Source organism: Intrasporangium sp. DVR (assembly GCF_040365325.1).
In the GTDB taxonomy this organism is placed as follows: Bacteria; Actinomycetota; Actinomycetes; order Actinomycetales; family Dermatophilaceae; genus Intrasporangium.
This window is the reverse complement of sequence record NZ_BAABZW010000025.1, coordinates 50339-71152: the sequence shown is the minus strand read 5'-3', so window position 1 is coordinate 71152 and position 20814 is coordinate 50339. Positions and strand designations below refer to the sequence as shown.

General features: G+C 71.9%; 17 protein-coding genes. 12 read left to right on the top strand and 5 right to left on the bottom strand.

What is annotated here, in order from left to right:
• Positions 1 to 61: 61 nt before the first annotated feature.
• Complete coding sequence (locus ABWV20_RS17805) at positions 62 to 3466, top strand: glycosyltransferase (protein WP_353357554.1); 3405 nt, start codon at positions 62 to 64, stop codon at positions 3464 to 3466.
• A gap of 126 nt (positions 3467 to 3592) precedes the next feature.
• On the opposite strand, the gene ABWV20_RS17800 is transcribed toward ABWV20_RS17805, so the two are convergent.
• On the bottom strand, positions 3593 to 4756 hold the full coding sequence (locus tag ABWV20_RS17800) for a PucR family transcriptional regulator (RefSeq protein WP_353357552.1): 1164 nt from the start codon (positions 4754 to 4756) through the stop codon (positions 3593 to 3595).
• Between the two features lie 149 nt (positions 4757 to 4905).
• Between ABWV20_RS17800 and ABWV20_RS17795 the strand changes: the two genes are divergently transcribed.
• The 9 genes from ABWV20_RS17795 to ABWV20_RS17755 all read left to right on the top strand — a co-directional run bounded on the left by ABWV20_RS17795 (position 4906) and on the right by ABWV20_RS17755 (position 15390).
• On the top strand, positions 4906 to 5832 hold the full coding sequence (locus tag ABWV20_RS17795; protein WP_353357550.1) for a proline dehydrogenase family protein: 927 nt from the start codon (positions 4906 to 4908) through the stop codon (positions 5830 to 5832).
• Positions 5833 to 5912: 80 nt separating this feature from the next.
• Positions 5913 to 7541 carry an L-glutamate gamma-semialdehyde dehydrogenase gene (gene pruA / locus ABWV20_RS17790; RefSeq protein ID WP_353357548.1) on the top strand — a complete coding sequence of 543 codons (1629 nt, stop codon included), beginning with the start codon at positions 5913 to 5915 and terminating at the stop codon, positions 7539 to 7541.
• Positions 7542 to 7604: 63 nt separating this feature from the next.
• The gene (locus tag ABWV20_RS17785; protein ID WP_353357546.1) at positions 7605 to 7874 is read left to right on the top strand and encodes a type II toxin-antitoxin system VapB family antitoxin; all 270 of its coding nucleotides are present in this window, start codon (positions 7605 to 7607) and stop codon (positions 7872 to 7874) included.
• Positions 7871 to 8260, top strand: coding sequence for a type II toxin-antitoxin system VapC family toxin (locus ABWV20_RS17780; RefSeq protein ID WP_353357544.1), 390 nt, complete (start codon positions 7871 to 7873; stop codon positions 8258 to 8260). Before ABWV20_RS17785 ends, ABWV20_RS17780 begins: the two co-directional genes overlap by 4 nt.
• Before the next feature lie 141 nt (positions 8261 to 8401).
• Positions 8402 to 9730 (top strand): HNH endonuclease signature motif containing protein, encoded by a 1329-nt coding sequence (locus tag ABWV20_RS17775; RefSeq protein WP_353357542.1) that lies wholly within the window; start codon positions 8402 to 8404, stop codon positions 9728 to 9730.
• A gap of 103 nt (positions 9731 to 9833) precedes the next feature.
• The gene (cysD, locus tag ABWV20_RS17770) at positions 9834 to 10823 is read left to right on the top strand and encodes a sulfate adenylyltransferase subunit CysD (protein WP_353357540.1); all 990 of its coding nucleotides are present in this window, start codon (positions 9834 to 9836) and stop codon (positions 10821 to 10823) included.
• Entirely contained in the window at positions 10823 to 12199 is a 1377-nt protein-coding gene (locus ABWV20_RS17765) for a sulfate adenylyltransferase subunit 1 (RefSeq protein WP_353357538.1), read from the top strand. The genes cysD and ABWV20_RS17765 overlap by 1 nt, the downstream gene beginning before the upstream one ends.
• An 835-nt stretch (positions 12200 to 13034) precedes the next feature.
• Positions 13035 to 13793, top strand: a complete 759-nt coding sequence (locus ABWV20_RS17760) for a LamB/YcsF family protein (protein WP_353357536.1) — start codon at positions 13035 to 13037, stop codon at positions 13791 to 13793.
• 10 nt (positions 13794 to 13803) lie between these two features.
• A complete protein-coding gene (locus ABWV20_RS17755) occupies positions 13804 to 15390 on the top strand; it encodes a 5-oxoprolinase subunit B/C family protein (RefSeq protein ID WP_353357534.1) in 1587 nt (528 codons plus the stop codon).
• Between the two features lie 94 nt (positions 15391 to 15484).
• Here ABWV20_RS17755 and ABWV20_RS17750 read toward each other — a convergent pair whose 3' ends face one another.
• Positions 15485 to 16366: a LysR family transcriptional regulator gene (locus tag ABWV20_RS17750; RefSeq protein ID WP_353357532.1), complete on the bottom strand. Its 882-nt coding sequence runs from the start codon at positions 16364 to 16366 to the stop codon at positions 15485 to 15487.
• 105 nt (positions 16367 to 16471) lie between these two features.
• Between ABWV20_RS17750 and ABWV20_RS17745 the strand changes: the two genes are divergently transcribed.
• Both ABWV20_RS17745 and ABWV20_RS17740 read left to right on the top strand, forming a co-directional pair.
• Complete coding sequence (locus ABWV20_RS17745) at positions 16472 to 17401, top strand: pseudouridine-5'-phosphate glycosidase (protein WP_353357530.1); 930 nt, start codon at positions 16472 to 16474, stop codon at positions 17399 to 17401.
• Positions 17402 to 17410: 9 nt separating this feature from the next.
• Positions 17411 to 18280, top strand: a complete 870-nt coding sequence (locus ABWV20_RS17740) for a carbohydrate kinase family protein (RefSeq protein WP_353357528.1) — start codon at positions 17411 to 17413, stop codon at positions 18278 to 18280.
• Positions 18281 to 18303: 23 nt separating this feature from the next.
• Here ABWV20_RS17740 and ABWV20_RS17735 read toward each other — a convergent pair whose 3' ends face one another.
• From ABWV20_RS17735 to rfbB, 3 genes are read right to left on the bottom strand one after another with little or no spacing between them, the layout of a single operon-like run.
• Entirely contained in the window at positions 18304 to 18918 is a 615-nt protein-coding gene (locus ABWV20_RS17735) for a TVP38/TMEM64 family protein (RefSeq protein WP_353357526.1), read from the bottom strand.
• The gene (rfbD, locus tag ABWV20_RS17730) at positions 18915 to 19763 is read right to left on the bottom strand and encodes a dTDP-4-dehydrorhamnose reductase (protein ID WP_353357580.1); all 849 of its coding nucleotides are present in this window, start codon (positions 19761 to 19763) and stop codon (positions 18915 to 18917) included. The genes ABWV20_RS17735 and rfbD overlap by 4 nt, the downstream gene beginning before the upstream one ends.
• Positions 19764 to 19776: 13 nt before the next feature.
• Positions 19777 to 20778, bottom strand: coding sequence for a dTDP-glucose 4,6-dehydratase (gene rfbB / locus ABWV20_RS17725; RefSeq protein ID WP_353357524.1), 1002 nt, complete (start codon positions 20776 to 20778; stop codon positions 19777 to 19779).
• Positions 20779 to 20814 lie beyond the last annotated feature (36 nt).

The following is a 20814-nucleotide window of genomic DNA, read 5'->3' as shown; positions in this document are numbered from 1 at the left end:
GCAGTCGTTGACCGATCCCGCACCGCTCGACCATGCGTGACGAGGCGCACGGGAGACAGGCATGAGCTCTGGGCTGAGCGGGGCCAAGCGGGCCGTGACCGGGCCGCGCCGGCTGGGCAGACGCAGCGCGGTGCTCATCGCCCTCCTCGTCATGCTCGGCGGCCTGGTGCTCGTGGCGGGTGTGCTGGTCGTGCAGGGGCGGACCACGGCGGCCGTCGTGACCCTCGGCGTGGCCCAGCTCATCGCGCTCGTCGGGATCGCCGTCCAGCTGCGTCGCCTGTCGGTAGCCACCTCGCGCGAGCTCTCCAGGATCGACGCCCGGGTGGCCGACTCTCGCGCGAGGGCCGCTCGCTGGGAGAAGCGCATGGCCCCAGCGCTCGTCTCCGACGCACCGGCGTCGCACGGGGGCAGCTGGCGGGGCCATCCCTTCGCCGCGGACCTGATCGCGACCGGCATCGTCGACGCGGACTTCTATGAAGTGGTCGCCAACCGTGAGTTCGCGAGTGCGGAGGAGGCCGCCTCCCACTTCCTCTCCGTCGGGATGGCACGTCTCTCCTCGCCCCACCCGCTCGTCCGGGTGACGGCCTTGCCCGAGCCGGTCCAGTCGACGTGGAGAGGCGGAGACATCGACGCAGTCCTGGCCCACCTGCGCGGGGACCCCGTCACGATCGGGCCGCTCGGGCCGCTCTTCGACCCCGCGTTGCTGGGTTCCCGGGCGACGGCCTCGCGTGAGCACCCCGGCGGGTGCCTCGGGCTGTTCCTCCAGCAGGCGACCGACGACACGCCGCTGCCCGCACCGGGGCGGACCGCTCTGTGGGGCGACGTGCGCACGGCAACCGAGGACTACCTCGTCAGCGTCCGCGCCGGCCGTCGCCGGCGACGGCCGCGCGTCACCAAGAGCTGGGATGCGGCGGCCGAGAGAGACTGGCGGGCACCGACATCCAGCCAGGACGTGCCCTCTGCCGGTGACGACCAGCCCCTCGTCAGCGTCATCATGCCGAGCTGGAACCGCGAGACAGCCATCGCGGGCGCCATCAGATCCGTCCAGGCCCAGACGCTCGACGCCTGGGAGCTCGTCGTCGTCGACGACGGCTCCGAGGACGCCACGGTCGAGGTCGTCCGATCGCTGGCGGGCGGTGATGGCCGCATCCGCCTCGTCGAGCAGTCCCACACCGGTCTGGCCGCGGCACTCAACGCGGGCCTCGGGGCTGCGCGGGCCGAGCACGTCGCCTTCCTCGACGCCGAGCACGCTTGGGACCCAGAGTTCCTCGAGCTCATGATCAAGGGCCTGCGGCGGGAAGGGGCCGGCGCCGCCTACTCGGCGGTCGAGGTCCGGTCGGACGACTCGACGTCCTACCGAGCCCACCGGGGTGGTCTCGACGACCTCCTCGTGAGGAACCACATCGACCTCAACGTCCTCGTCGCCCGGCGCTCGCTGGTGACGGAGGTGGGTGGCTTCGACGAGGAGCTGCGGGGCGGGCTCGCCCACGACCTCGCCATCCGCATCGCCCGGCGTGAGGAGCCGGTGTTCTTCCCCTTCATCGGGTGTCGCCAGGACGGCTCCGACGCGGTCGCGTCGCCGTGGCCAGACGGGGCGGCCTCGCCTGGCCACGCCCCGGAGTCAGAGAACTGGCAGCTCGCGGTGCTCGGCAAGAGCCTCGTCGACTGGGACCGGCTGCAGCAGGAGACGGACCGAAATGTCCCCGGCCGGGTCTCGGTGGTCATCCCGACCCTCGAGGACTTCGCGATGACCACCGGCGCGGTCGACTCGATCCTCGACGGCCCGGGCGACGTCGAGGTCATCGTCGTCGACAACGGCTCGCACCTCGACGTGGGGCTGGTGCTGGCCCAGCTGTGGGCCAGTGACCCGCGAGTGCGTGTCGTCCACCTGCCGACAAACCTGAGCTTCGCCGTGGGCTCCAACCTCGGGGTGGCCGAGGCCACCGGCGAGTACGTCTTCTTCCTCAACAACGACACGGTCGCCCCGGGGGAGGGCCTGACGTCCCTCGTCGCCAGGCTGCAGGACGCGCGGTGCCTCGGCGTCCAGCCCCTGCTGCTCTACCCGGACAACTCGATCCAGGCAGCCGGGACGGTCTTCGTCGCCGACAACCACCTCCCGGTCCACTTCCTCTCCGGCCTGCCGCCCGAGGACGGCGAGGTGGCTCGCGACCTGCGTTTCCGGGCCGTCACCGCCGCGGCGCTGCTGATGCGCCGGACCGACGTGCTCCGGCTGCGCGGCTTCGACCCCCGGTTCGTCAACGGCATGGAGGACGTCGACCTCTGCCTGCGGGCGGGGGAGGCGACGAGCGAGGGGTGCTTCGCCGTCGAGCCCACCGTCCGGTTCCAGCACCTGGAGAGCAAGACCCCGGGTCGGGGGAAGCACATCGACGCCAACCGGCAGCTCTTCATGGAGCGGTGGCACGGTCGACTCCCGGCGCCTGAGCTCGAGAAGCTCGCCGCAGTTCGGCTGCGGGTCGAGCGGATCGGCACGGACGGGCGTCTCGTCCCGGGGCTGCGGCCCATCTGGGTGCGGGACCGGCCCGGGGCCCCGCTGCGCTGGGGACTCCGCTACGCCTCGGCGGGCGGAGCCAAGGGGGACCGCTGGGGAGACACGAGCTACGCCGAGTCCCTGGCCGCAGCGCTGCGGCGCAGGGGCCAGGAGGTCGTCACCTACCGGCACAGAGCGAACCAGGACACCACGCACGTCTTCGACGACGTCAGCCTCGTGCTCCGTGGGCTCGACCTGGTCGCTCCGATCCCGGGAATCATCAACATCCTCTGGGTCATCAGCCACCCCGAGATCGTCACCCCCGTGGAGGCGCGTGGCTTCGACCTGGTCTACTCCGCGTCGCCCTCCTGGGCGCGCACCCTGGCCCGACTCTCAGGTCGCGACGTCGTCCCCCTGCTACAAGCTACGGATGCCGAGCGCTTCGCTCCCGCCGAGGCTGACGAGCCCTTCACCCGACCAGCTGTCTTCGTCGGAGGCAACCACTCCGGCCGCGAACGCCAGATCGTCAGCGACGCGCTCGCAGCCGGTGTCGACCTGCGGGTCATCGGCAGCGGGTGGCAGGACGTCGTGCCACCGACCGTGCTCGAGGCGGAGCACGTCGACAACCGCGAGCTGTCCGCGGTGTATCGCAGCGCGTCCCGCGTCCTGGCCGACCACTGGCCCGAGATGGCCGAGCTGGGGTTCATCCAGAACCGGCTGTTCGACGCCGTCGCCTCCGGCGCCCGCGTCATCTCCGACGACGTGGTCGGCCTGCGAGACGTCTTCGGCTCGGCGGTCCAGACCTACGACAGCGTGCAGGAGCTGCGGCACCTCTGCAGCCCCGATGGTGCTGCGCTGTTCGGCACGCGGGACGAGATCCTCGAGCAGGCCGAGGACATCCGGACCCGGCACTCCTTCGACTCCCGCGCGGCAACGCTCCTGGATGCCGTCGAGTCCCTGAGGTCGACCCGGACGTGACGGGCACGAACTGCGGACTCGACGGGGAGCGAGCCCAGCGGCATACGGCATGCAGGGCGCAGTCGGGGAGCGAGCCCAGCGGCATACGGCATGAAGTGCGCGCTCGACGGGGAGTGGGGCGCGCCGTCAGGGGGCACCCGACCCGACCATGGGGGCCAGGCGGAGCGCGAGGTGCAGCGACAGGCGGTCCTGGCCGTCCGCCAGGTCGAGGCCGGTGATCTCGGCGATGCGGCGCAGCCGGTAGTACGCCGTCTGGCGGTGGATGCCGAGCCGCTGGGTCGTGCGCTGGATGCTGCCCGCCTCGTCGAGGTAGACGAGCGCCGTGCGGGTCAGCTCCGGGTCCGCGTGGGCGAGCAGGCGCTGGGCCGGACCGTCGATGACCGCGTCGGCCAGGTCCTGCTCCGACGCGCAGCCGAGCAGTCGGTAGGGGCCGAGACCGTCCCACGTGACGGTGGGCCCGTGCGCGCCGAGCCTGGCCACCCGCGTGCCGATCACCGCCTGCCGGTGGCTCGTCCGCGCTCCCCGGACCGACGGCTGAGCGGCCCCGATGCCGACGAGGAGCCGCTCACCCCGGCCCGTGGGGGACGACTCGTGGTGCTCACGCGCCTCCGCGGCCACCCGTAAGGGCACGCTCAGGTCGTTCGGGTCCGTGAGCCGGACCAGCAGCGTGGCCTGCCCGGGACGGATCGTCGCGAGGACGCCGCGGGGGAGGGACCACACGTTGAGGGGGACCGCCGAACGGGACTCCTCGAGGCGGATCTCCACGACGACGACCGACTCCGCCGGGGAGACCAGCTCGCGCTCGAGCAGCTCGTCCGCGGCGGCATGCGACCGTGAACCGTCGGGGGAGAGCAGCCCCTCGAGGAGGATCGCGACGTCGTGGCGGCCCATCGAGCGCTGGGCGAGCATCGCCCCCGCTTCGTCGGCGAGGTGCTCGACCTCGGGGACGGACGAGTTGGCGCTGACGCCTCCATCGGGGTCGATGACCCACAGGTAGCCGTAGGTCACGCCCCGCCACCGCACCGGGAAGCAGAGGCGACCGAGGACGCCACGCGCCGGGTCCGGTGGGGTCCGCACGGGCCCGTCCGCCGTCGCGATCCCGAACTGCTCGAACCACGACCGCACCTCCGCGGACGAGCCTCGCTCGAGGATGGAGCGCTGGCGCACGACGTCGATGTCCGGCCGCTGGCTGTGGAAGGCGACGAGGTGGAAGTCGCGGTCCTCGAGCAGGGCCGAGTGGTCGAGCAGGCGCGAGGCGAGGTCCACGATCTCCTGCAGGTCGCGGGTCATCCGGCTCCTTCCAGCGAGCGGCGGAGTGCCTAGATCAGACGAATGTATGAAGAATACTGATCGAATTGCGTACTCCTGCTCGGTGACGACCGCCTGTGGCCGGTCTTAGCGTCGCTCCTGTCGCTGCCGCCCCATGAAGGAGTCGCCCCGTGCTCGGTCCCGCTCTGCTCGCGGCCTCGAGGTCGCCCCGAGTCCGCAGTCTCGTGTCCACCTCCCGGGTGTCCCGGGGCCTCGTCGACCGCTTCGTCGCGGGCGAGAGTGCGTCGGACGCCGTGGCCGCCGTCCGCGCCCTGACCGAGCGAGGCCTCGCCGTCACCATCGACCACCTCGGCGAGGACACGACCGAGCGCGCCCAGGCCGAGGCCACGCGCGACGCCTACACGGCCCTGCTCGGCCGTCTCTCCGACGAGGGTCTCGCCGGGAGCGCCGAGGTCTCGCTCAAGCTGTCGGCTCTCGGCCAGGCCCTATCCGGCGGCGGCTCGAGCTTCGCGCTGGAGAACGCGAGGGTGATCTGCGCGGCCGCGCGGGACGCCGGCACGACCGTCACCCTCGACATGGAGGACCACACGACGGTCGAGTCGACGCTGGCGATCCTGCGGACGCTCCGCGCCGACTTCCCGTGGGTCGGGGCCGTCGTCCAGTCCTGCCTCTACCGCACCGAGGCCGACGTGCGCGACCTGGCCCACCCCGGCTCCCGGGTCCGGCTCGTCAAGGGCGCCTACCGCGAGCCCCGCACCGTCGCCCACACGAGCAAGGCGGAGGTCGACTCGGCCTACCGTCGGTGCCTGGCCGTCCTCTTCGCGCAGGGCGCCTACCCGATGGTCGCGACTCACGACCAGTCGATGATCGAGGCCGCGACCCGCCTCGCCGCCCACCACGGCCGCAGTGGCGACGACTACGAGCTGCAGATGCTCTACGGCATCCGGACAGCGGAGCAGGAGCGCCAGGTCGGCATGGGCCGGAGGGTCCGCGTCTACCTGCCCTACGGCAGCGACTGGTACGGCTACTTCATGCGCCGCCTCGCCGAGCGCCCCGCCAACGTCGCCTTCTTCCTGCGCGGCCTCGTGTCCCGCTGAGCACTCGGCAGGCTTTTAGCCCGCCGCGCCACCTCGAACCTCACCTCCGCTTCCCTTTCGCCCAGGAGACCCGAAACGCCATGGACGCTGTGACCCACGTGCCCGCCCCGGTCAACGAGCCGGTGCTCGACTACGCCCCCGGATCCCCGGAGCGTTCGGCGTTGGAGGCCGCCCTGGCGGAGCTGGGCTCCACGCAGGTGGAGCTGCCGCACATCATCGGGGGCAGGCGAGTCGCCGGCGGCGGCGAGGAGATCCCGGTGCGGCAGCCGCACGCCCACGCCAAGGTCCTCGGCACCCTGCGCAACGCCACGGTCGAGGAGGGCCGGGCTGCCGTGGCCGCGGCGAAGGAGACGGCGCCGATGTGGCGCGAGCTGTGCTTCGACGACCGGGCCGCGATCCTGCTCAAGGCCGCCGAGCTGCTCGCCGGCCCGTGGCGCGCCCGGCTCAACGCCGCGACGATGCTCGGCCAGAGCAAGACGGCCTACCAGGCCGAGATCGACGCCGCGTGCGAGCTGATCGACTTCTGGCGGATCAACGTGCACTTCGCCCGCCAGATCCTCGAGCAGCAGCCGCCGCTCAACTCCAAAGGTGTGTGGAACCGCTCGGACTACCGCTCACTCGAGGGGTTCGTCTACGCGATCACCCCGTTCAACTTCACCGCGATCGCGGGCAACCTGCCGACCGCGCCCGCGTTGATGGGCAACACCGTCGTCTGGAAGCCGAGCCCCACGCAGCAGCTCGCCGCCTCACTGACGATGCAGCTGCTGGAGGAGGCCGGGATGCCCCGGGGCGTCATCAACATGGTCACCGGCGACGGGATCAACGTCTCGGCGGCTGCGCTGCACGACGAGGATCTGGCGGGCATCCACTTCACGGGGTCGACGCCGACGTTCCAGCACCTGTGGGCCGAGGTCGGGGCCAATCTGCGGCGTTACCGCACCTACCCGCGCCTGGTCGGCGAGACGGGCGGCAAGGACTTCATCCTCGCGCACCCGTCGGCGGACCCGGCGGTGCTGCGGACCGCGATGATCCGCGGGGCGTTCGAGTACCAGGGGCAGAAGTGCTCGGCGGCCTCGCGCGCCTACGTGCCGGCCAGTGTGTGGAAGCAGATCCGCGACGAGCTCGTGGACATCACCAACGGGCTCAAGCAGGGCGATGTCACCGACCTGTCCAACTTCATGGGTGCGGTCATCGACGAGCGGGCCTTCGCCAAGCACCGCGACGCCATCGACCGGGCCCGGGCGACGGACGGCGTCGACGTCATCGCCGGGGGCACCTACGACGACTCGGTCGGCTACTTCGTGCGCCCAACCGTCCTCGAGATCGGGGACCCGACCCACGAGTCGTTCCGCACCGAGTACTTCGGGCCGATCCTGTCGGTCCATGTGTACGACGACGCCGACTACGACCGGGTCCTCGACCAGATGGAGCGCTTCGCACCGTTCGGCCTGACCGGCTCGATCATCGCCCAGGACCGGCGCGTCATCGCGGACGCGACCCGGCGGCTGCGCTTCGCCGCCGGCAACTTCTACATCAACGACAAGCCCACCGGCGCGGTCGTCGGCCAGCAGCCGTTCGGCGGGGGCCGGGCCTCGGGCACGAACGACAAGGCCGGCGCGGCCCAGAACCTGCTCCGCTGGACGAGCGTGCGCTCGATCAAGGAGACCTTCGTCCCGCCGACGGACCACACCTACCCGCACATGGGCTGAGCGACCTGGCGAGGTCGATCGATGGGTAGACAGGTGTAGCGCCAACGGGGTAGAATGGTACCCATGAGCTTGAACATCAAGAACGAGCGGGTGCATGCGCTCGCTCGGGAGGCTGCCAGGGTGACCGGCAAGAGCCAGACCAGCGCGATCGAGGAGGCCTTGGAGCTTCTCCTGGCGAGCTATGGCGCCGACCCCACCAGGGCCGCCATCGGTCGCAAGGTGGACCTCGTCAGTCGCCTCGTCGCGGAGTATCGCGAGGATCCGGGCGCCGAGGCCCCCGCGATCCGGGCTGTCGAGGACCTCTACGACGAGGCGACGGGGCTGCCGCGGTGATCATCGACTCATCGGCCCTGATGGCGCTACTCAACGACGAAGCGGACGCCGATCGGCTCCTTGCTGCCGCCGCGGCGGCCACGTGCCGGATGTCCGTGGCAACCGTGCTCGAGGTCGGCATCGTCGCCGACTCACGGTCCAGCGCCCACGGCGAGCGCCTCGACCGCATCATCGAGGCATTGGAGATCGAGGTCGTCCCCGTGTCCACGCGGGACGGCGAGGTGGCGCGGGCGGCGCATCGCCGCTATGGACGCGACTCGGCCTCTCCGGCTCGACTGAACGTCGGGGACTGCTTTGCCTACGCCTTGTCCGTGACCTCGGGGGAGCCGCTGCTCTTCGTCGGGGACCGCCTGACGCACACCGACGTCGCTCGTGCTCGCTACTGACTGCGGGCGGGGATCTCCGATGACTTCGGAAACGCCTGTGGTGACACGGAACTGGTGTACGAGTCTGCCGTTGTATGGATCGAGCACGGAGCGCCGGGGGTGTCAGTGCATACCGGGCCGGCGAGCTGTGGGGGGTGACAAGTGCGCGCCGAGGAGCTGATCGAGGCGGAGGGTCTCGTCGCGGCGCTCGAGCTGGCCACGGAGCTGGTGGGGCGTCTGGCGTCGGAGTTCCCGACGTGGTCTTTGTCGGAGGCTGACGTGAGCGCCGGGGTGGGGCAGGCGCAGCAGCTGGCCCAGCTGAGCCACACGCTGACGGCGGTGCTTGCCAGGGAGGCCCATTCGCGGTCGTTGGGGGCGGAGAGCGGCTTGTCTCGGGTCGACTGGCTCAAGGCCCAGGCGCCCGCTCTCGACGGCGGGTCGGCTGCGGCCACCGCTCCGACGCTGGCTCTGCTCGGCGCGGCGATGAACGAGCCTCGGTGGGCCGCCTTGTCCGACAAGGTGAGCGCGGGCCAGGTGTCCGTGGCCCAGGCTGCGGTCGTGCTGCGGCTGCACCGGGACGTGGCGCGGATCGCCGACCCTGAGCACCTCGAGGGCATCATCACCGCCATCGTGGACAACATCGAGCACCTGAGCGTCAAGGAGCTGGGCCGGGTCGCCACCCAGGCCCGCGCCGCGCTGAAGCCTCCGGCCGAGCTCGAGCGCGAGGACGAGGGGCGCCGGTTCGGTCGCGCGTTGAGCAAGGTGGGCGACGTGGCCGGGTTCACCGAGTACCTCCTCCGCCTCGATCCTGAGGGTGCGGCCATCCTGGATGCGGCCATCGACCCGCTCGCCCGGCCCCGACCGGAGCTGGAGTGGACCGGCGAGACCACCAGCGACCCGCGGACCCCGGCGACCCGTCGGGCCGACGCCCTGCTGGAGCTGGTCGCCCGCGCGGTGGCCGCGCCCCAGGGTGTGACCCGCACGCCGCGCACCAGGCTGGTCGTCACGATGAGCCTCGAGGCGCTGCTCGAGCAGGTCCGCGCGGCCGGGGTGGCCGACAACGACGCGGTCCTGTCGCCCGGCACGGTCCGCCGGCTGGCGTGCGAGGCGCAGATCATCCCCACGGTGCTCGGTGGCCCGTCCCAGGTGCTCGACCAGGGCTTCACCGAGCGATACTTCACCGCCGCGCAACGGCTCGCGCTCGCCCGGAGAGACCGGGGCTGCTCGTTCCCCGGCTGCACCATCCCCCCGCAATGGTGTGACGCCCACCATGTGCAGCACTGGTCCCGAGGCGGCTCCACCGATCTGAGCAACGGCGCCCTGCTCTGCGGGCGACATCACACCGTCGTGCACCGACGCGACCTCACCGCGGACGTGCGCCCCGACGGCGTGACCTGGCTGACGGGCGGCCAGCCGATCACCATCGGCCCGCGCGCCCCACGCCTTCCCTGGACTGGTGGGCAGGCCGATGCGTTGCCCATGGGCGCCTGATGTCCGCCCGTCGGGATGAGGATCTCCCATGCCGCTGGTGGGAATCGCCCGGATCGTGGAACCGCCTCGGACGCGCATAATCGGGCGTTATACATTGCATTACATGACAGTCACCGAGGTTCCCGGCCCCGCGCCCGTGGCACCGCTGCCTGCGGAAGCGAGCCCAGCGGCATCCGGCAGCCCTGACCGCGAGCACGGCAGGAGGCTGACCCAGCTCGACGCGCTCGAGGCGGAGTCCATCCAGGTCATCCGCGAGATCGCCGCCGAGCTCGAGCGGCCGGCACTGCTCTTCAGCGGCGGCAAGGACTCGGTCGTCATGCTCCACCTCGCCGTCAAGGCCTTCTGGCCGGCGCCGATCCCGTTCCCGGTCCTCCACGTCGACACCGGCCACAACTTCCCGGAGGTGCTGGCCTACCGCGACGAGACGGTGGAGCGGCTCGGGCTGCGCCTCGAGGTCGCGAGCGTGCAGGACTACCTCGATGACGGGCGGCTGCGCGAGCGCGCCGACGGCACCCGCAACCCGCTGCAGACCATCCCACTGCTCGACGCGATCAACGAGCACCGCTTTGACGGCGTCTTCGGCGGCGGCCGGCGCGACGAGGAGAAGGCGCGGGCCAAGGAGCGGATCGTCTCGCTGCGCGACGAGTTCGGCCAGTGGGACCCCAAGAACCAGCGCCCCGAGCTGTGGAACCTCTACAACCCCCGCCACCGCCCCGGCGAGCACGTCCGCGTCTTCCCGATCAGCAACTGGACCGAGCTCGACGTGTGGCGCTACATCGAGCGCGAGGACATCCCGCTCGCCCCGCTCTACTACGCCCACGAGCGCGACGTCTTCCAGCGCGACGGGATGTGGCTCGCGGTCGGACCGTACTCGCAGCCCCGCGACGGCGAGACGGTCGAGCGGCGCGTCGTGCGCTACCGGACCGTCGGGGACATGTCGTGCACCGGCGCCGTCGAGTCCCCGGCCGCGACCAACGCCGAGATCGTCGTCGAAGTGGCCGCCTCGACGCTCACCGAGCGCGGCGCCACGCGTGCCGACGACCGCATCAGTGAGGCCGCCATGGAGGACCGCAAGAAGGAGGGGTACTTCTGATGACTGCCCTCACCACCACCGACAGCACCACCCATGAGCCGTATGCCGCTGGGCTCGGTCAGCGCGGCCTGCTCCGTCTCGCGACGGCCGGGTCCGTCGACGACGGCAAGTCCACCCTGGTCGGCCGGCTGCTGCACGACACGAAGTCGGTCCTGTCGGACCAGCTCGCCGCCGTGGAGCGCGTGTCCCGTGACCGGGGGCTGACCGCCGCGGACCTCGCCCTGCTGACGGACGGACTGCGAGCCGAGCGCGAGCAGGGGATCACCATCGACGTGGCCTACCGCTACTTCGCCACCGCACGCCGGTCGTTCATCCTCGCCGACTGCCCCGGGCACGTGCAGTACACCCGCAACACGGTGACCGGGTCGTCGACCGCCGACGTCGTCGTCCTGCTCGTCGACGCGCGCAAGGGCGTCCTCGAGCAGACCCGCCGGCACCTGGCCGTGACCGCCTTGCTCCGCGTCCCGCACGTCGTGGTCGCCGTGAACAAGATCGACCTCGTCGACTTCTCGGAGGAGGTCTTCGACCGCGTCGAGGCCGAGGTCCAGGCCGTGGCGCGCGAGCTCGGCGTCGTCGACGCACGCGTCATCCCCGTCTCGGCCCTCGACGGGGACAACATCGTCGAGCGGTCGGTGCGGACGCCTTGGTACGCCGGCCCGGCGCTGCTCGAGCTCCTCGAGGACCTGCCGCCGTCCGAGGCCGTCGAGCTGGAGTCGTTCCGGCTGCCGGTGCAGCTCGTCATCCGGCCGCAGGGTGCCGCAGTGGCGGAGGAGCACCGCGAGTACCGCGGCTACGCCGGGGCCATCGCCTCGGGCGTCGTGCGCGTCGGTGACGCCGTCGTGGCCCTGCCGTCGGGCCAGCGCTCGACCGTCGTCGGCATCGACCTCGGGTCGCAGTCGCTGGAGGAGGCGTTCGCACCGCAGTCGGTCACCGTGCGCCTGGCCGACGACATCGACATCTCGCGCGGGGACGTCCTCGCCGCTGCAGCCGACGCTCCCGAGCCGACGCAGGACATCGCGGCCGTCCTCTGCTGGCTCGGCGACGCGGCGCTGCGCCCCGGGCAGCGCATCCTGCTCAAGCACGGGGCCCGGACCGTGCAGGCCTTCGTGCGTGAGATCCAGGGCGCGCTCGACCTCGACGACCTGCACTCCGTGCCCGCAGAAGCACTGTCGCTCAACGACATCGGGCTGGTCACGCTCAGGCTGGCTGCGCCCTTGCCGGTCGAGGACTACGCCGCGTCACGCCGCGGCGGATCGTTCCTGCTCATCGACAGCCACGACGGCCGGACCCTGGCGGCCGGGATGGTCGGTGCGAAGCTGCCGTCCGGCGCACCAGCGCCCGTGGCGCCGGAAGGCGACGAGGACTTCGACATCTGATTTCTCCACCGGGACTGACTTTCCAGGTGGTCGTGCGGCACGCATCTGCCCGTGTGATGGCGAATAAATGCGTTGCCTCGGGCCATTCTTGTCTGGCTTACTCAGAGGTGAGAGTTTCTCGTCCAACAACTCTCGAGGAGAACACGCCATGCAGATCGACTCGATGATCCCGACGCACGTCGGGTCGGACGCCCCCGGCGTCCTCGCTTCGATCGTCTGAGCGCGAGTTGCCTTGACTCCCTGATGGTTTCGGGCCCCGCGCAACGACGATCGGCGCGTTGACGATTCTGGGGCCACCATCGCACTTCTCATCAAATCGGCACGAGTGGCACACATTGACGTATTACGCCGTCGACGTATCAGTCCGCTTCCGCCGCGTTCCTCATGAGCAGTACGACAGCCCAAACCATTCGTGAAACAGGGAGATTCCAATGTTTGAGCACTTTGCAGAATTCGAGATACAAGAGCGCATACGCCAGGCGCACCGGGAGGCGGAGCAGGTCCGACGCCAGTCCGCCCCGCGCGAGCCCCGGGTCCGTCGGTCGTGGTGGCCCCGCCGCCGCGGGTCCGCGGTCCAGGTCCCGTCGCTCCAGATCCCCTCCGCGCCACGGCGCATCGCCCCAGCCGAGTGACACGCCCACTCGCCACACCGATGCTGACGCACTGACCCGCCACACGGGTCAGTGCGTCAGTCGTTTCCCTGCCGCACGTGGGCGCACCGGCGCGGTTCCTGGCCTGCGACCCCTCGGCGCTCGGATCCGGACGATCCCGGCCCTGGTGCACCCGGTCAGGCTGCGGGCCAGTCGACCGGCGACCACGGTATGGTCCGAGGACGATGACGATCGACCTCAACTCCGACCTCGGCGAGTCCTTCGGGACGTGGCGGCTCGGCGACGACGAGGCGATGCTCGACCTGGTGACGAGCGCCAACGTCGCCTGTGGGTTCCACGCGGGTGACCCCCTGACGTTGCGCCGCACGTGCGCGGCGGCGGCGGAGCGCGGGGTCGTCGTCGGCGCGCAGGTCGGGTATCGCGACCTGGTCGGCTTCGGACGGCGGTTCATCGACGTCGCCCCGGAGGAGCTGGCGGCTGACGTGCTCTACCAGCTCGGCGCGCTGGAGGCGATGTGCCGGGTGGCGGGGACCCAGGTCGCCTACGTCAAGCCCCACGGCGCCCTCTACAACGCGATCGTCCACCACGAGGCGCAGGCCGAGGCCGTCGTCGCAGCCGTGCTCGCCTACGACCCGCAGCTGCCCGTCCTCGGCCTGCCCGGTTCCGCCTTCCTGCGGGTGGCCGCCCAGCGCGGGCTGCGGACCGTCGGGGAGGCGTTCGCCGACCGCGGCTACACACCGGAGGGCACCCTCGTCCCGCGCACCGACCCGGGGGCGCGGCTGCACGACCCCGCCGAGGTGGCCGCCCGGATGGTCCGGCTCGCGACGGAGGGGCGGGTCACCGCTGTCGACGGCACCGACGTCGCGGTGCCGGCCGAGTCGATCTGCACGCACGGTGACTCACCGGGCGCGGTCGAGATGGCCAGGGCGGTCCGAGCCGCGTTGACCGAGGCCGGCGTCGACATCGCGCCCTTCGTCCGGTAGCGCCAGGCGGATGGCCTCGCTCGGTGACCTGGCGCGGATCCTGCCGATGGGCGATGCCGCGCTCCTCGTCGAGCTCGACGACCTCGACCAGGTGCTCGCCGCGGAGGCCAGGCTCGAGGCAGCTGCCCACGCCGGAGACGGCGTGTGGGGGTCCGTCGACGACGTCGTCCCCGCAGCGCGGACCGTCCTCGTCGTCGGGCGGCCCACGACCGACCTCGCGCTCCTTGCCCTGGAGATCCGGGCCGCCCTGGCGCGCCCGTCGCTGCTCGCGGCGGGCACGATGGGCCACCTCGTCGAGATCCCGGTGCACTATGACGGCCCGGACCTCGACGCCGTCGGCTCCCTCACCGGGCTGGGCCGCGAGGGTGTCATCGCGGCACACGTGGCGGCGCGCTGGCAGGTGGCGTTCGGCGGGTTCGCACCGGGGTTCGCCTACCTCGTCGGGGACGACCCACGCCTGGACGTCCCCCGCCGCGAGTCGCCGCGGACCCGGGTCCCCGCGGGTGCGGTGGCGCTCGCCGGCGGGTTCAGCGGGATCTACCCGCGCGAGTCCCCGGGCGGCTGGCAGCTGATCGGCACGACGGAGGCCGTCCTCTGGGACGTCGACCGCGCCGAGCCGGCCCTGCTCACCCCCGGCACGACGGTGCGCTTCAGGCGCGCCGAGCATCGGAAATCCGTCGGCGCAGCCGGGCCGGCCCACCGAGTGGCACGTCCTGCGGTGCGGGCGAGACGGTCTGTCGACGTCCTCGAGCCCGGCCCGCTCACCCTCGTGCAGGACCTGGGACGGCTCGGTCACCTCGCCGTCGGCGTGGGGCGGTCCGGGGCCGCCGACCGCGGCGCCCACGAGCTCGGCGCCCGACTGCTCGGCAACCCGCCGGGGCTCGCCGCCCTGGAGATGACCTTCGGCGGGCTGCACCTTCGCGCCCGCGGCGACCTGCTCGTCTGCCTCACCGGCGCCCCGGTGGCCGCGACCGCGGGCGGGCGACCGGTGCCGCACGCCGGCCCCTTCCGCCTCCGGGACGGCGCAGACCTCTCCATCCGTATGCCGCTGAGCGGGCTCCGCACCTACCTCTCCTTCCGTGGGGGGCTCGCCGTCGAGCCGGTGCTCGGCTCCCGCTCGAGCGACACGATGTCGGGGCTCGGTCCCGCGCCGTTGGCAGCCGGTGACGTGATCGCGGTCGGCGACGAGACGGCAGCCCTGCCCCAGGTCGACGTGGCGCCGGTGCCGGTCCCGCCGTCAGCGACAGAAACCGTGACGGTCGGGGTGCTACCCGGCCCGCGGCGGGCCTGGTTCGCCCGTCCCGAGGCGCTCGCCGAGGACCTGTGGACCGTGTCCGAGCGCAGCGACCGCAAGGGGGTGCGGCTCATCGGCACGCCGGTCGAGTGGGCCCCGGCTCGGGTCGGCAGCGAGCTGCCCACCGAGGGCATGGTGCTGGGGGCGGTCCAGGTCCCGCCCGACGGTCAGCCGGTCATCTTCCTCAACGACCACCCCGTCACCGGCGGCTACCCCGTCATCGGCGTCGTCCGGACTCGCGACCTCGACTCGGTCGCGCAGCTCGTGCCCGGCCAGTCCCTCCGACTGCGGTGGCAGCGCTGACGACGACCGAGCCAGGCACGAAACGCACACTCGACGGGGAGCGAGCCCAGCGGCATACGGCACGGAGTGCGCAGTCGACGGAGAGCGAGCCCGGTCAGCGGACGAGGGCGCGCACCTGCGCCATGACCGTGCGGGCAGCCGGCGACGGGGGCTCGACCCAGGCGAGGTCGAGCGGCACGAACGCGCTGGGACTGAGCGCGACGGCGCGGACGCCGTGTGACTCGGACTGGGCGAAGTCGCGAGGCCCGAGGGCGAAGGCGCGCCCCTCCCGCAGCAGGTAGGAGCGCGACCCGCTGACCCGGGACGTGCCGGAGAGCAGGAGCGGCTCGAGGCCCCGCGAGCGGCAGATCTCCAGGACGGCGTCGTGGTAGGTCGGGCTCTGCTCACGCGGCCACAGGATGAGCGGCACGTCGACGAGGCGGTCCAGCTCCACCGTCCGCCCGCGACCGACGACCGACTCCGCGGCGATGACGAAGAGCTCGTCGCGCCCGATGGTGCGCACCTTTCCGTGGACGGGGGCAGCGACGTGGTGGCCCAGGCCCACTTCGGCGACCCCGGCATCGAGCGTCGGGGTGACCCCGCCCGTGTCCACCTCGACGGCGGTGACGTGGACGTCCGGGTGCTGGTGCTCGAGCTGGCGGAGCACCTGCGGCATGAGGCGGTTGACGACGCTCGGCGACGCCGCGACGCGGACCTCAGTCGTTCGCCGCCGCCGCACGGCTGCCGCCGTGCGGTCGAGCTCGGCCGCCGCCTCGAGCACCCGCTCGGCTCGCTGGAGCAGCTCCGCCCCGTCCGGGGTGAGCACCGTGCCGCCACTCGACCGATGGAACAGCTCGACCCCCAGGGCGCGCTCGAGCCGGGCCAGCTCCTTGCTGACCGTCGGCTGTGAGAGCCGCAGCCGGTCGGCTGCCCGGCCGAAGTGCAGCTCGCCGGCCACAGCCTGGAAGATCTCGAGCTGCCGAAGCGTGAGACTCATTCAAGAATGATATCGACAGATTCGGAAGTGATTCTCGACGGGAATCGGACTCGTGCGTAGCGTAGGGACCGAGCCGCTGTGCCAGCTTCCACGAGAGGACCGTCCATGTCGCCCGCCGCCCCGTCCGTCATCCGCATCGCCGACCACGTCGCCGAGGCGCTGGCGGCCCGCACTCCCGTCGTCGCCCTCGAGTCGACGATCTTCACGCACGGTCTGCCTCGGCCCCGCAACATCGAGGTCGCCCTCGAGGGGGAGGAGATCATCCGCGCGGCCGGTGCCGTGCCCGCGACGATCGGGGTGCACCACGGGACGCCCGTCGTCGGGCTTAGTCACGACGAGATCCGGGAGCTCGGCGAGGACGACGACGCGGACAAGGCCTCGATCCGTGAGCTGTCGATCGGCGCGGTGACGAAGAAGAACGCCGGCACGACGATCGCCGCGACCGCCTTCCTCGCCCGCGCCGCAGGGATCGACGTCTTCGCGACCGGCGGCCTCGGCGGCGTGCACCACGGCGCGGACAAGACCTTCGACGAGTCCGCGGACCTCATCGCGATGTCGCGCACGTCGATCGTCCTCGTCAGCTCCGGCGCCAAGGCGATCCTCGACATTCCCGCGACCCTGGAGCGCTTCGAGACGCTCAGCGTGCCGGTGGTCGGCTACCGCACCAACCGCTACCCGGGCTTCTACGTCGTCGACTCCGGCTACCCGGTCGCCGCCCGCCTCGACTCTCCCGAGGACATCGCCACCGTCCTCACGACGCAACGCGCCCTGGGCGTGCCCAGCGGCGTCCTCGTCGCCAACCCGGTGCCGGAGGCCGAGCAGCTCGACCCCTCGGAGCTCGACGGCGTCATCGAGGACGCCTGGGCCGCCGCCGAGCGCGACGGCATCGGGGGACAGGCCTCGACGCCGTACCTGCTCGACTTCATCCGCCGCGCCACCGAGGGCCGCAGCCTCGACGCGAACGTCGCCCTCTACCGCAACAACATCCGCCTGGCCTGCGAGGTCGCCGCCGCGCTGGTCAACCGGAGCGCGTAGTTGCTCGGGGTGATCGGCGACGTCGTCCAGGACGTCGTCGTCTGGCAGCTCGAGCCGCAGCGCACCGCGACCGACACCGCGTCGGAGATCGTCCTGCGCCGCGGCGGGTCAGCCGCGAACGTCGCAGCGTTCGCCGGCTCGAGATATCCCACCCGCTTCATCGGCTGCGTCGGCGACGACCTCGGCGGGCGCGCGCTCGAGGAGGAGCTCGCCAGCCACGGCGTCGACGTCCGGCTCCAGCACCGGGGCCAGACCGGCACGATCGTCCTGCTCATCGACGAGCTCGGGGAGCGGACGATGTTTCCCTCCCGTGGAGCCAGCGCGATGCTCGAGGCGGTCGACCCGTCGTGGCTCGAGGACCTCGAGATCCTGCACGTCACCGCATACTCGTTCGAGACCGGTTCCACCGCCGAGGCCGTCCTCGACGCGGTTGACCGGCAGCACGCGCAGGGCGGTCTGGTCTCGCTCGACGTCTCCTCGGCGGGCCTCATCGAGCACTACGGAGTCGAGGCGTTCCTCGACCTGGTCGACCGCTGCCGCCCCGAGCTCATCTCCGCCAACGAGGACGAGTGCCGCCTGCTCGACCTCGCGGACGACGGCCACCCCGGGCCATCGCTGGGGCGGTTCCCGACAGCCGTCCTACTCGCTCGGCGCGGCAAGGACGCGACCTCGGTCTTCCAGCGTGGCGAGCTCGTCGCCACTGTCGCCGTGCCTCCCGTCGACGACGTGCGCGACCTCACCGGCGCCGGCGATGCCTTCAACGCCGGGTTCCTCACCGCCTACCTGCGCAACGGCGGCGACCTCGTCGCCAGCTGCGAGGCAGCGCACGCGCTCTCCGCGCGGGTGCTCCGCAGTCCGGGAGCCACCGAGGCGCAGTGAGGCCGGGGGCGCCGGTGGCGGCCCTACGACACTGACCCGTCCGGCGAGTCAGTGGTGGAGGACTGCGTCGCGAGCGCCGCGCGCGCCGGCCGGACGTGCGCACTCGACTGTCCCGGGCTCTGCTCCCGGGGTCGGCGGACGGCCAGCCACGCGAGCGCGATGACGGCAGCGACGGCAAGGCCCCACTCGAGGCGTCCACTCGCGACCGATGACCCTGCAGTGCCGAAGGCGATCGCGCCGGGCACGAGCCCGATGGCGGTTCCGACGACATACGGACGTGTCCGGACACCCAGAGCGCCGAGGCTGTAGCTGACGACGGCGAAGGGCACCGGAGTCAGCCGAGTGAGGAGGACGCCCCTCAGGCTGTGGCCGTGCAGCGCGCCTTGGACACGACGGAGCCGTGGGCCGGCCCGCCGCGCGACGGCCTCCTCGCCGAGGGCACGCCCGACGAGCAGCGCCAGGACGGCCGCGATGAGCGATGCCGTCCAGGCGAGGGCGATGCCGAGGAACGGCCCGAACGCCACACCTCCCACCACGGTCAGAGCCGACCGGGGCACCCCGACCATGACGACGACCGCGAAGCCGACGACGTAGACCGCCGGCGCCCACGGGCCCACGACGTCGAGGATCTCCGTCATCGGCGGAGGTACTCGGCCAGCGCCTCACGCCAGTCCCGGATCGGGGCGACCCCGACCGTGTCGAGGCTGCGGTTCGACAGCACGGCGTAGGCGGGCCGTCGAGCCGGGCGCCGGAAGTGCTCCGTGGTCGTCGGGCGCACCCGCTGCGGATCGAGGCCGCGCTCCTCGAAGACGGCCCGGGCGAGGCCGTGCCACGTCGTCTCACCCGAGGCGGTCGCGTGGTAGGTCCCGGGGCCGGCGTCGGCGTCGATCATCCGGACCAGCAGCTCGGCCAGGTCGCGGGTCCACGTCGGCTGACCCCGTTGGTCGTCCACGACGTCGAGCGTGCCGCGCTCGTCGGCCAGCCGGAGGATGGTGCTGACGAAGTTCGGCCCGCCCCCCCCGTAGAGCCACGCGGTGCGCACGACCCAGCTGTCCGCACACAGGGCTCGGACGGCCCACTCGCCGGCAACCTTGGTGCGTGCGTAGGCAGACAGGGGGCTGGGAGGGTGCTCAGCGGCATACGGCTGGGTGGACTGTCCGTCGAAGACGTAGTCGGTGGAGAGCTGGACGACCCGGGCCCCGGTGCGGGCCGCACCCCGGGCGACGTTCGCCGCGCCGAGGGCGTTGACCGCGAAGGCGAGCCCCTCCTCGCCCTCGGCCTCGTCGACCCGCGTCCACGCCGCGCAGTTGACGACCAGGTCGTGCCCGGCCGTGGCAGCCACACACTCCGCGGGGCTGGTGACATCGAGATCGTCGCGCCCCATTGCCGTGACGACATGCCCTGCGCCTCGCAGCGCCGGCACGAGGTCGTGCGCGAGCAGCCCCGCTGCGCCGGTGACGAGGATCCGCCGCGGACTGGTCACCACGGGCCGGTTCTCATCGGCCGAGCCGCGCGTAGGTCTGCTCGGCGGCGACCTTCGCGTCCCGCCACCACGACTCGTTGTCGCGGTACCAGTCGACCGTCTGGGCGAGACCGGCGCGGATGTCGCCGTAGCGCGGCCTCCAGTCGGTCTCCCGGCGCAGCTTCGACGCGTCGATGGCGTAGCGCAGGTCGTGCCCGGGACGGTCGTCGACATGGTCGAACCAGTCGGCCGGCTGGCCCATCAGCTCGAGGAGCATGCGGACGATCTCGAGGTTGTTGCGCTCCCCGTCGGCGCCGATCAGGTAGGTCTCGCCGATCCGGCCCTGCTCGAGGATCGCGATGACGGCGTCGTTGTGGTCGTCGACGTGGATCCAGTCGCGGACGTTGAGGCCCGAGCCGTAGAGCTTCGGCCGCACCCCCTCGAGGATGTTGGTGATCTGGCGCGGGATGAACTTCTCGACGTGCTGCCGCGGCCCGTAGTTGTTCGAGCAGTTCGAGATTGTCGCCTGGAGCCCGAAGGACCGCATCCAGGCCCTGACGAGCAGGTCCGCGCCCGCCTTGGTCGCCGAGTAGGGCGAGGAGGGGTTGACCGGCGTCCGCTCGGTGAAACGCTCTGGGTCGTCCAGCTCGAGGTCGCCGTAGACCTCGTCGGTCGAGACGTGGTGCAGCCGCTTGCCGTGGCGGCGGACCGCTTCGAGGATCTGGAACGTGCCGACGACGTTGGACTCGACGAACGGCCACGGCGAGTCGAGGCTGTTGTCGTTGTGCGACTCGGCGGCGAAGTGGACGACGACGTCGTGGTCGGCGACGAGACCGTCGACGAGCGCGGCGTCGGCGATGTTGCCCTCGACCAGGGTGACCTCGCCGTTGGACAGGGCCGGCTGGAGGGAGTCCCGGTTCGCGGCGTAGGTCATCGCGTCGACGACCGTGAGCTGCCACTCGGGGCGGCGCTCGCGGGCGCGGAGCACGAAGTTCGAGCCGATGAAGCCGGCTCCGCCGGTGACGAGGACACGCATGGCTCAGAGCGTAGACGAGGCCCGTCTAGGGTGATG

Excerpts from the sequence above, each read along its gene's own strand:
- ABWV20_RS17805 (WP_353357554.1), top strand. The coding sequence starts at position 62 with ATGAGCTCTGGGCTGAGCGGGGCCAAGCGGGCCGTGACCGGGCCGCGC.
- ABWV20_RS17800 (WP_353357552.1), bottom strand. The coding sequence starts at position 4,756 with ATGACCCGCGACCTGCAGGAGATCGTGGACCTCGCCTCGCGCCTGCTC.
- pruA (WP_353357548.1), top strand. The coding sequence starts at position 5,913 with ATGGACGCTGTGACCCACGTGCCCGCCCCGGTCAACGAGCCGGTGCTC.
- ABWV20_RS17785 (WP_353357546.1), top strand. The coding sequence starts at position 7,605 with ATGAGCTTGAACATCAAGAACGAGCGGGTGCATGCGCTCGCTCGGGAG.
- cysD (WP_353357540.1), top strand. The coding sequence starts at position 9,834 with ATGACAGTCACCGAGGTTCCCGGCCCCGCGCCCGTGGCACCGCTGCCT.
- ABWV20_RS17765 (WP_353357538.1), top strand. The coding sequence starts at position 10,823 with ATGACTGCCCTCACCACCACCGACAGCACCACCCATGAGCCGTATGCC.
- ABWV20_RS17760 (WP_353357536.1), top strand. The coding sequence starts at position 13,035 with ATGACGATCGACCTCAACTCCGACCTCGGCGAGTCCTTCGGGACGTGG.
- ABWV20_RS17755 (WP_353357534.1), top strand. The coding sequence starts at position 13,804 with ATGGCCTCGCTCGGTGACCTGGCGCGGATCCTGCCGATGGGCGATGCC.
- ABWV20_RS17750 (WP_353357532.1), bottom strand. The coding sequence starts at position 16,366 with ATGAGTCTCACGCTTCGGCAGCTCGAGATCTTCCAGGCTGTGGCCGGC.
- ABWV20_RS17745 (WP_353357530.1), top strand. The coding sequence starts at position 16,472 with ATGTCGCCCGCCGCCCCGTCCGTCATCCGCATCGCCGACCACGTCGCC.
- ABWV20_RS17735 (WP_353357526.1), bottom strand. The coding sequence starts at position 18,918 with ATGACGGAGATCCTCGACGTCGTGGGCCCGTGGGCGCCGGCGGTCTAC.
- rfbB (WP_353357524.1), bottom strand. The coding sequence starts at position 20,778 with ATGCGTGTCCTCGTCACCGGCGGAGCCGGCTTCATCGGCTCGAACTTC.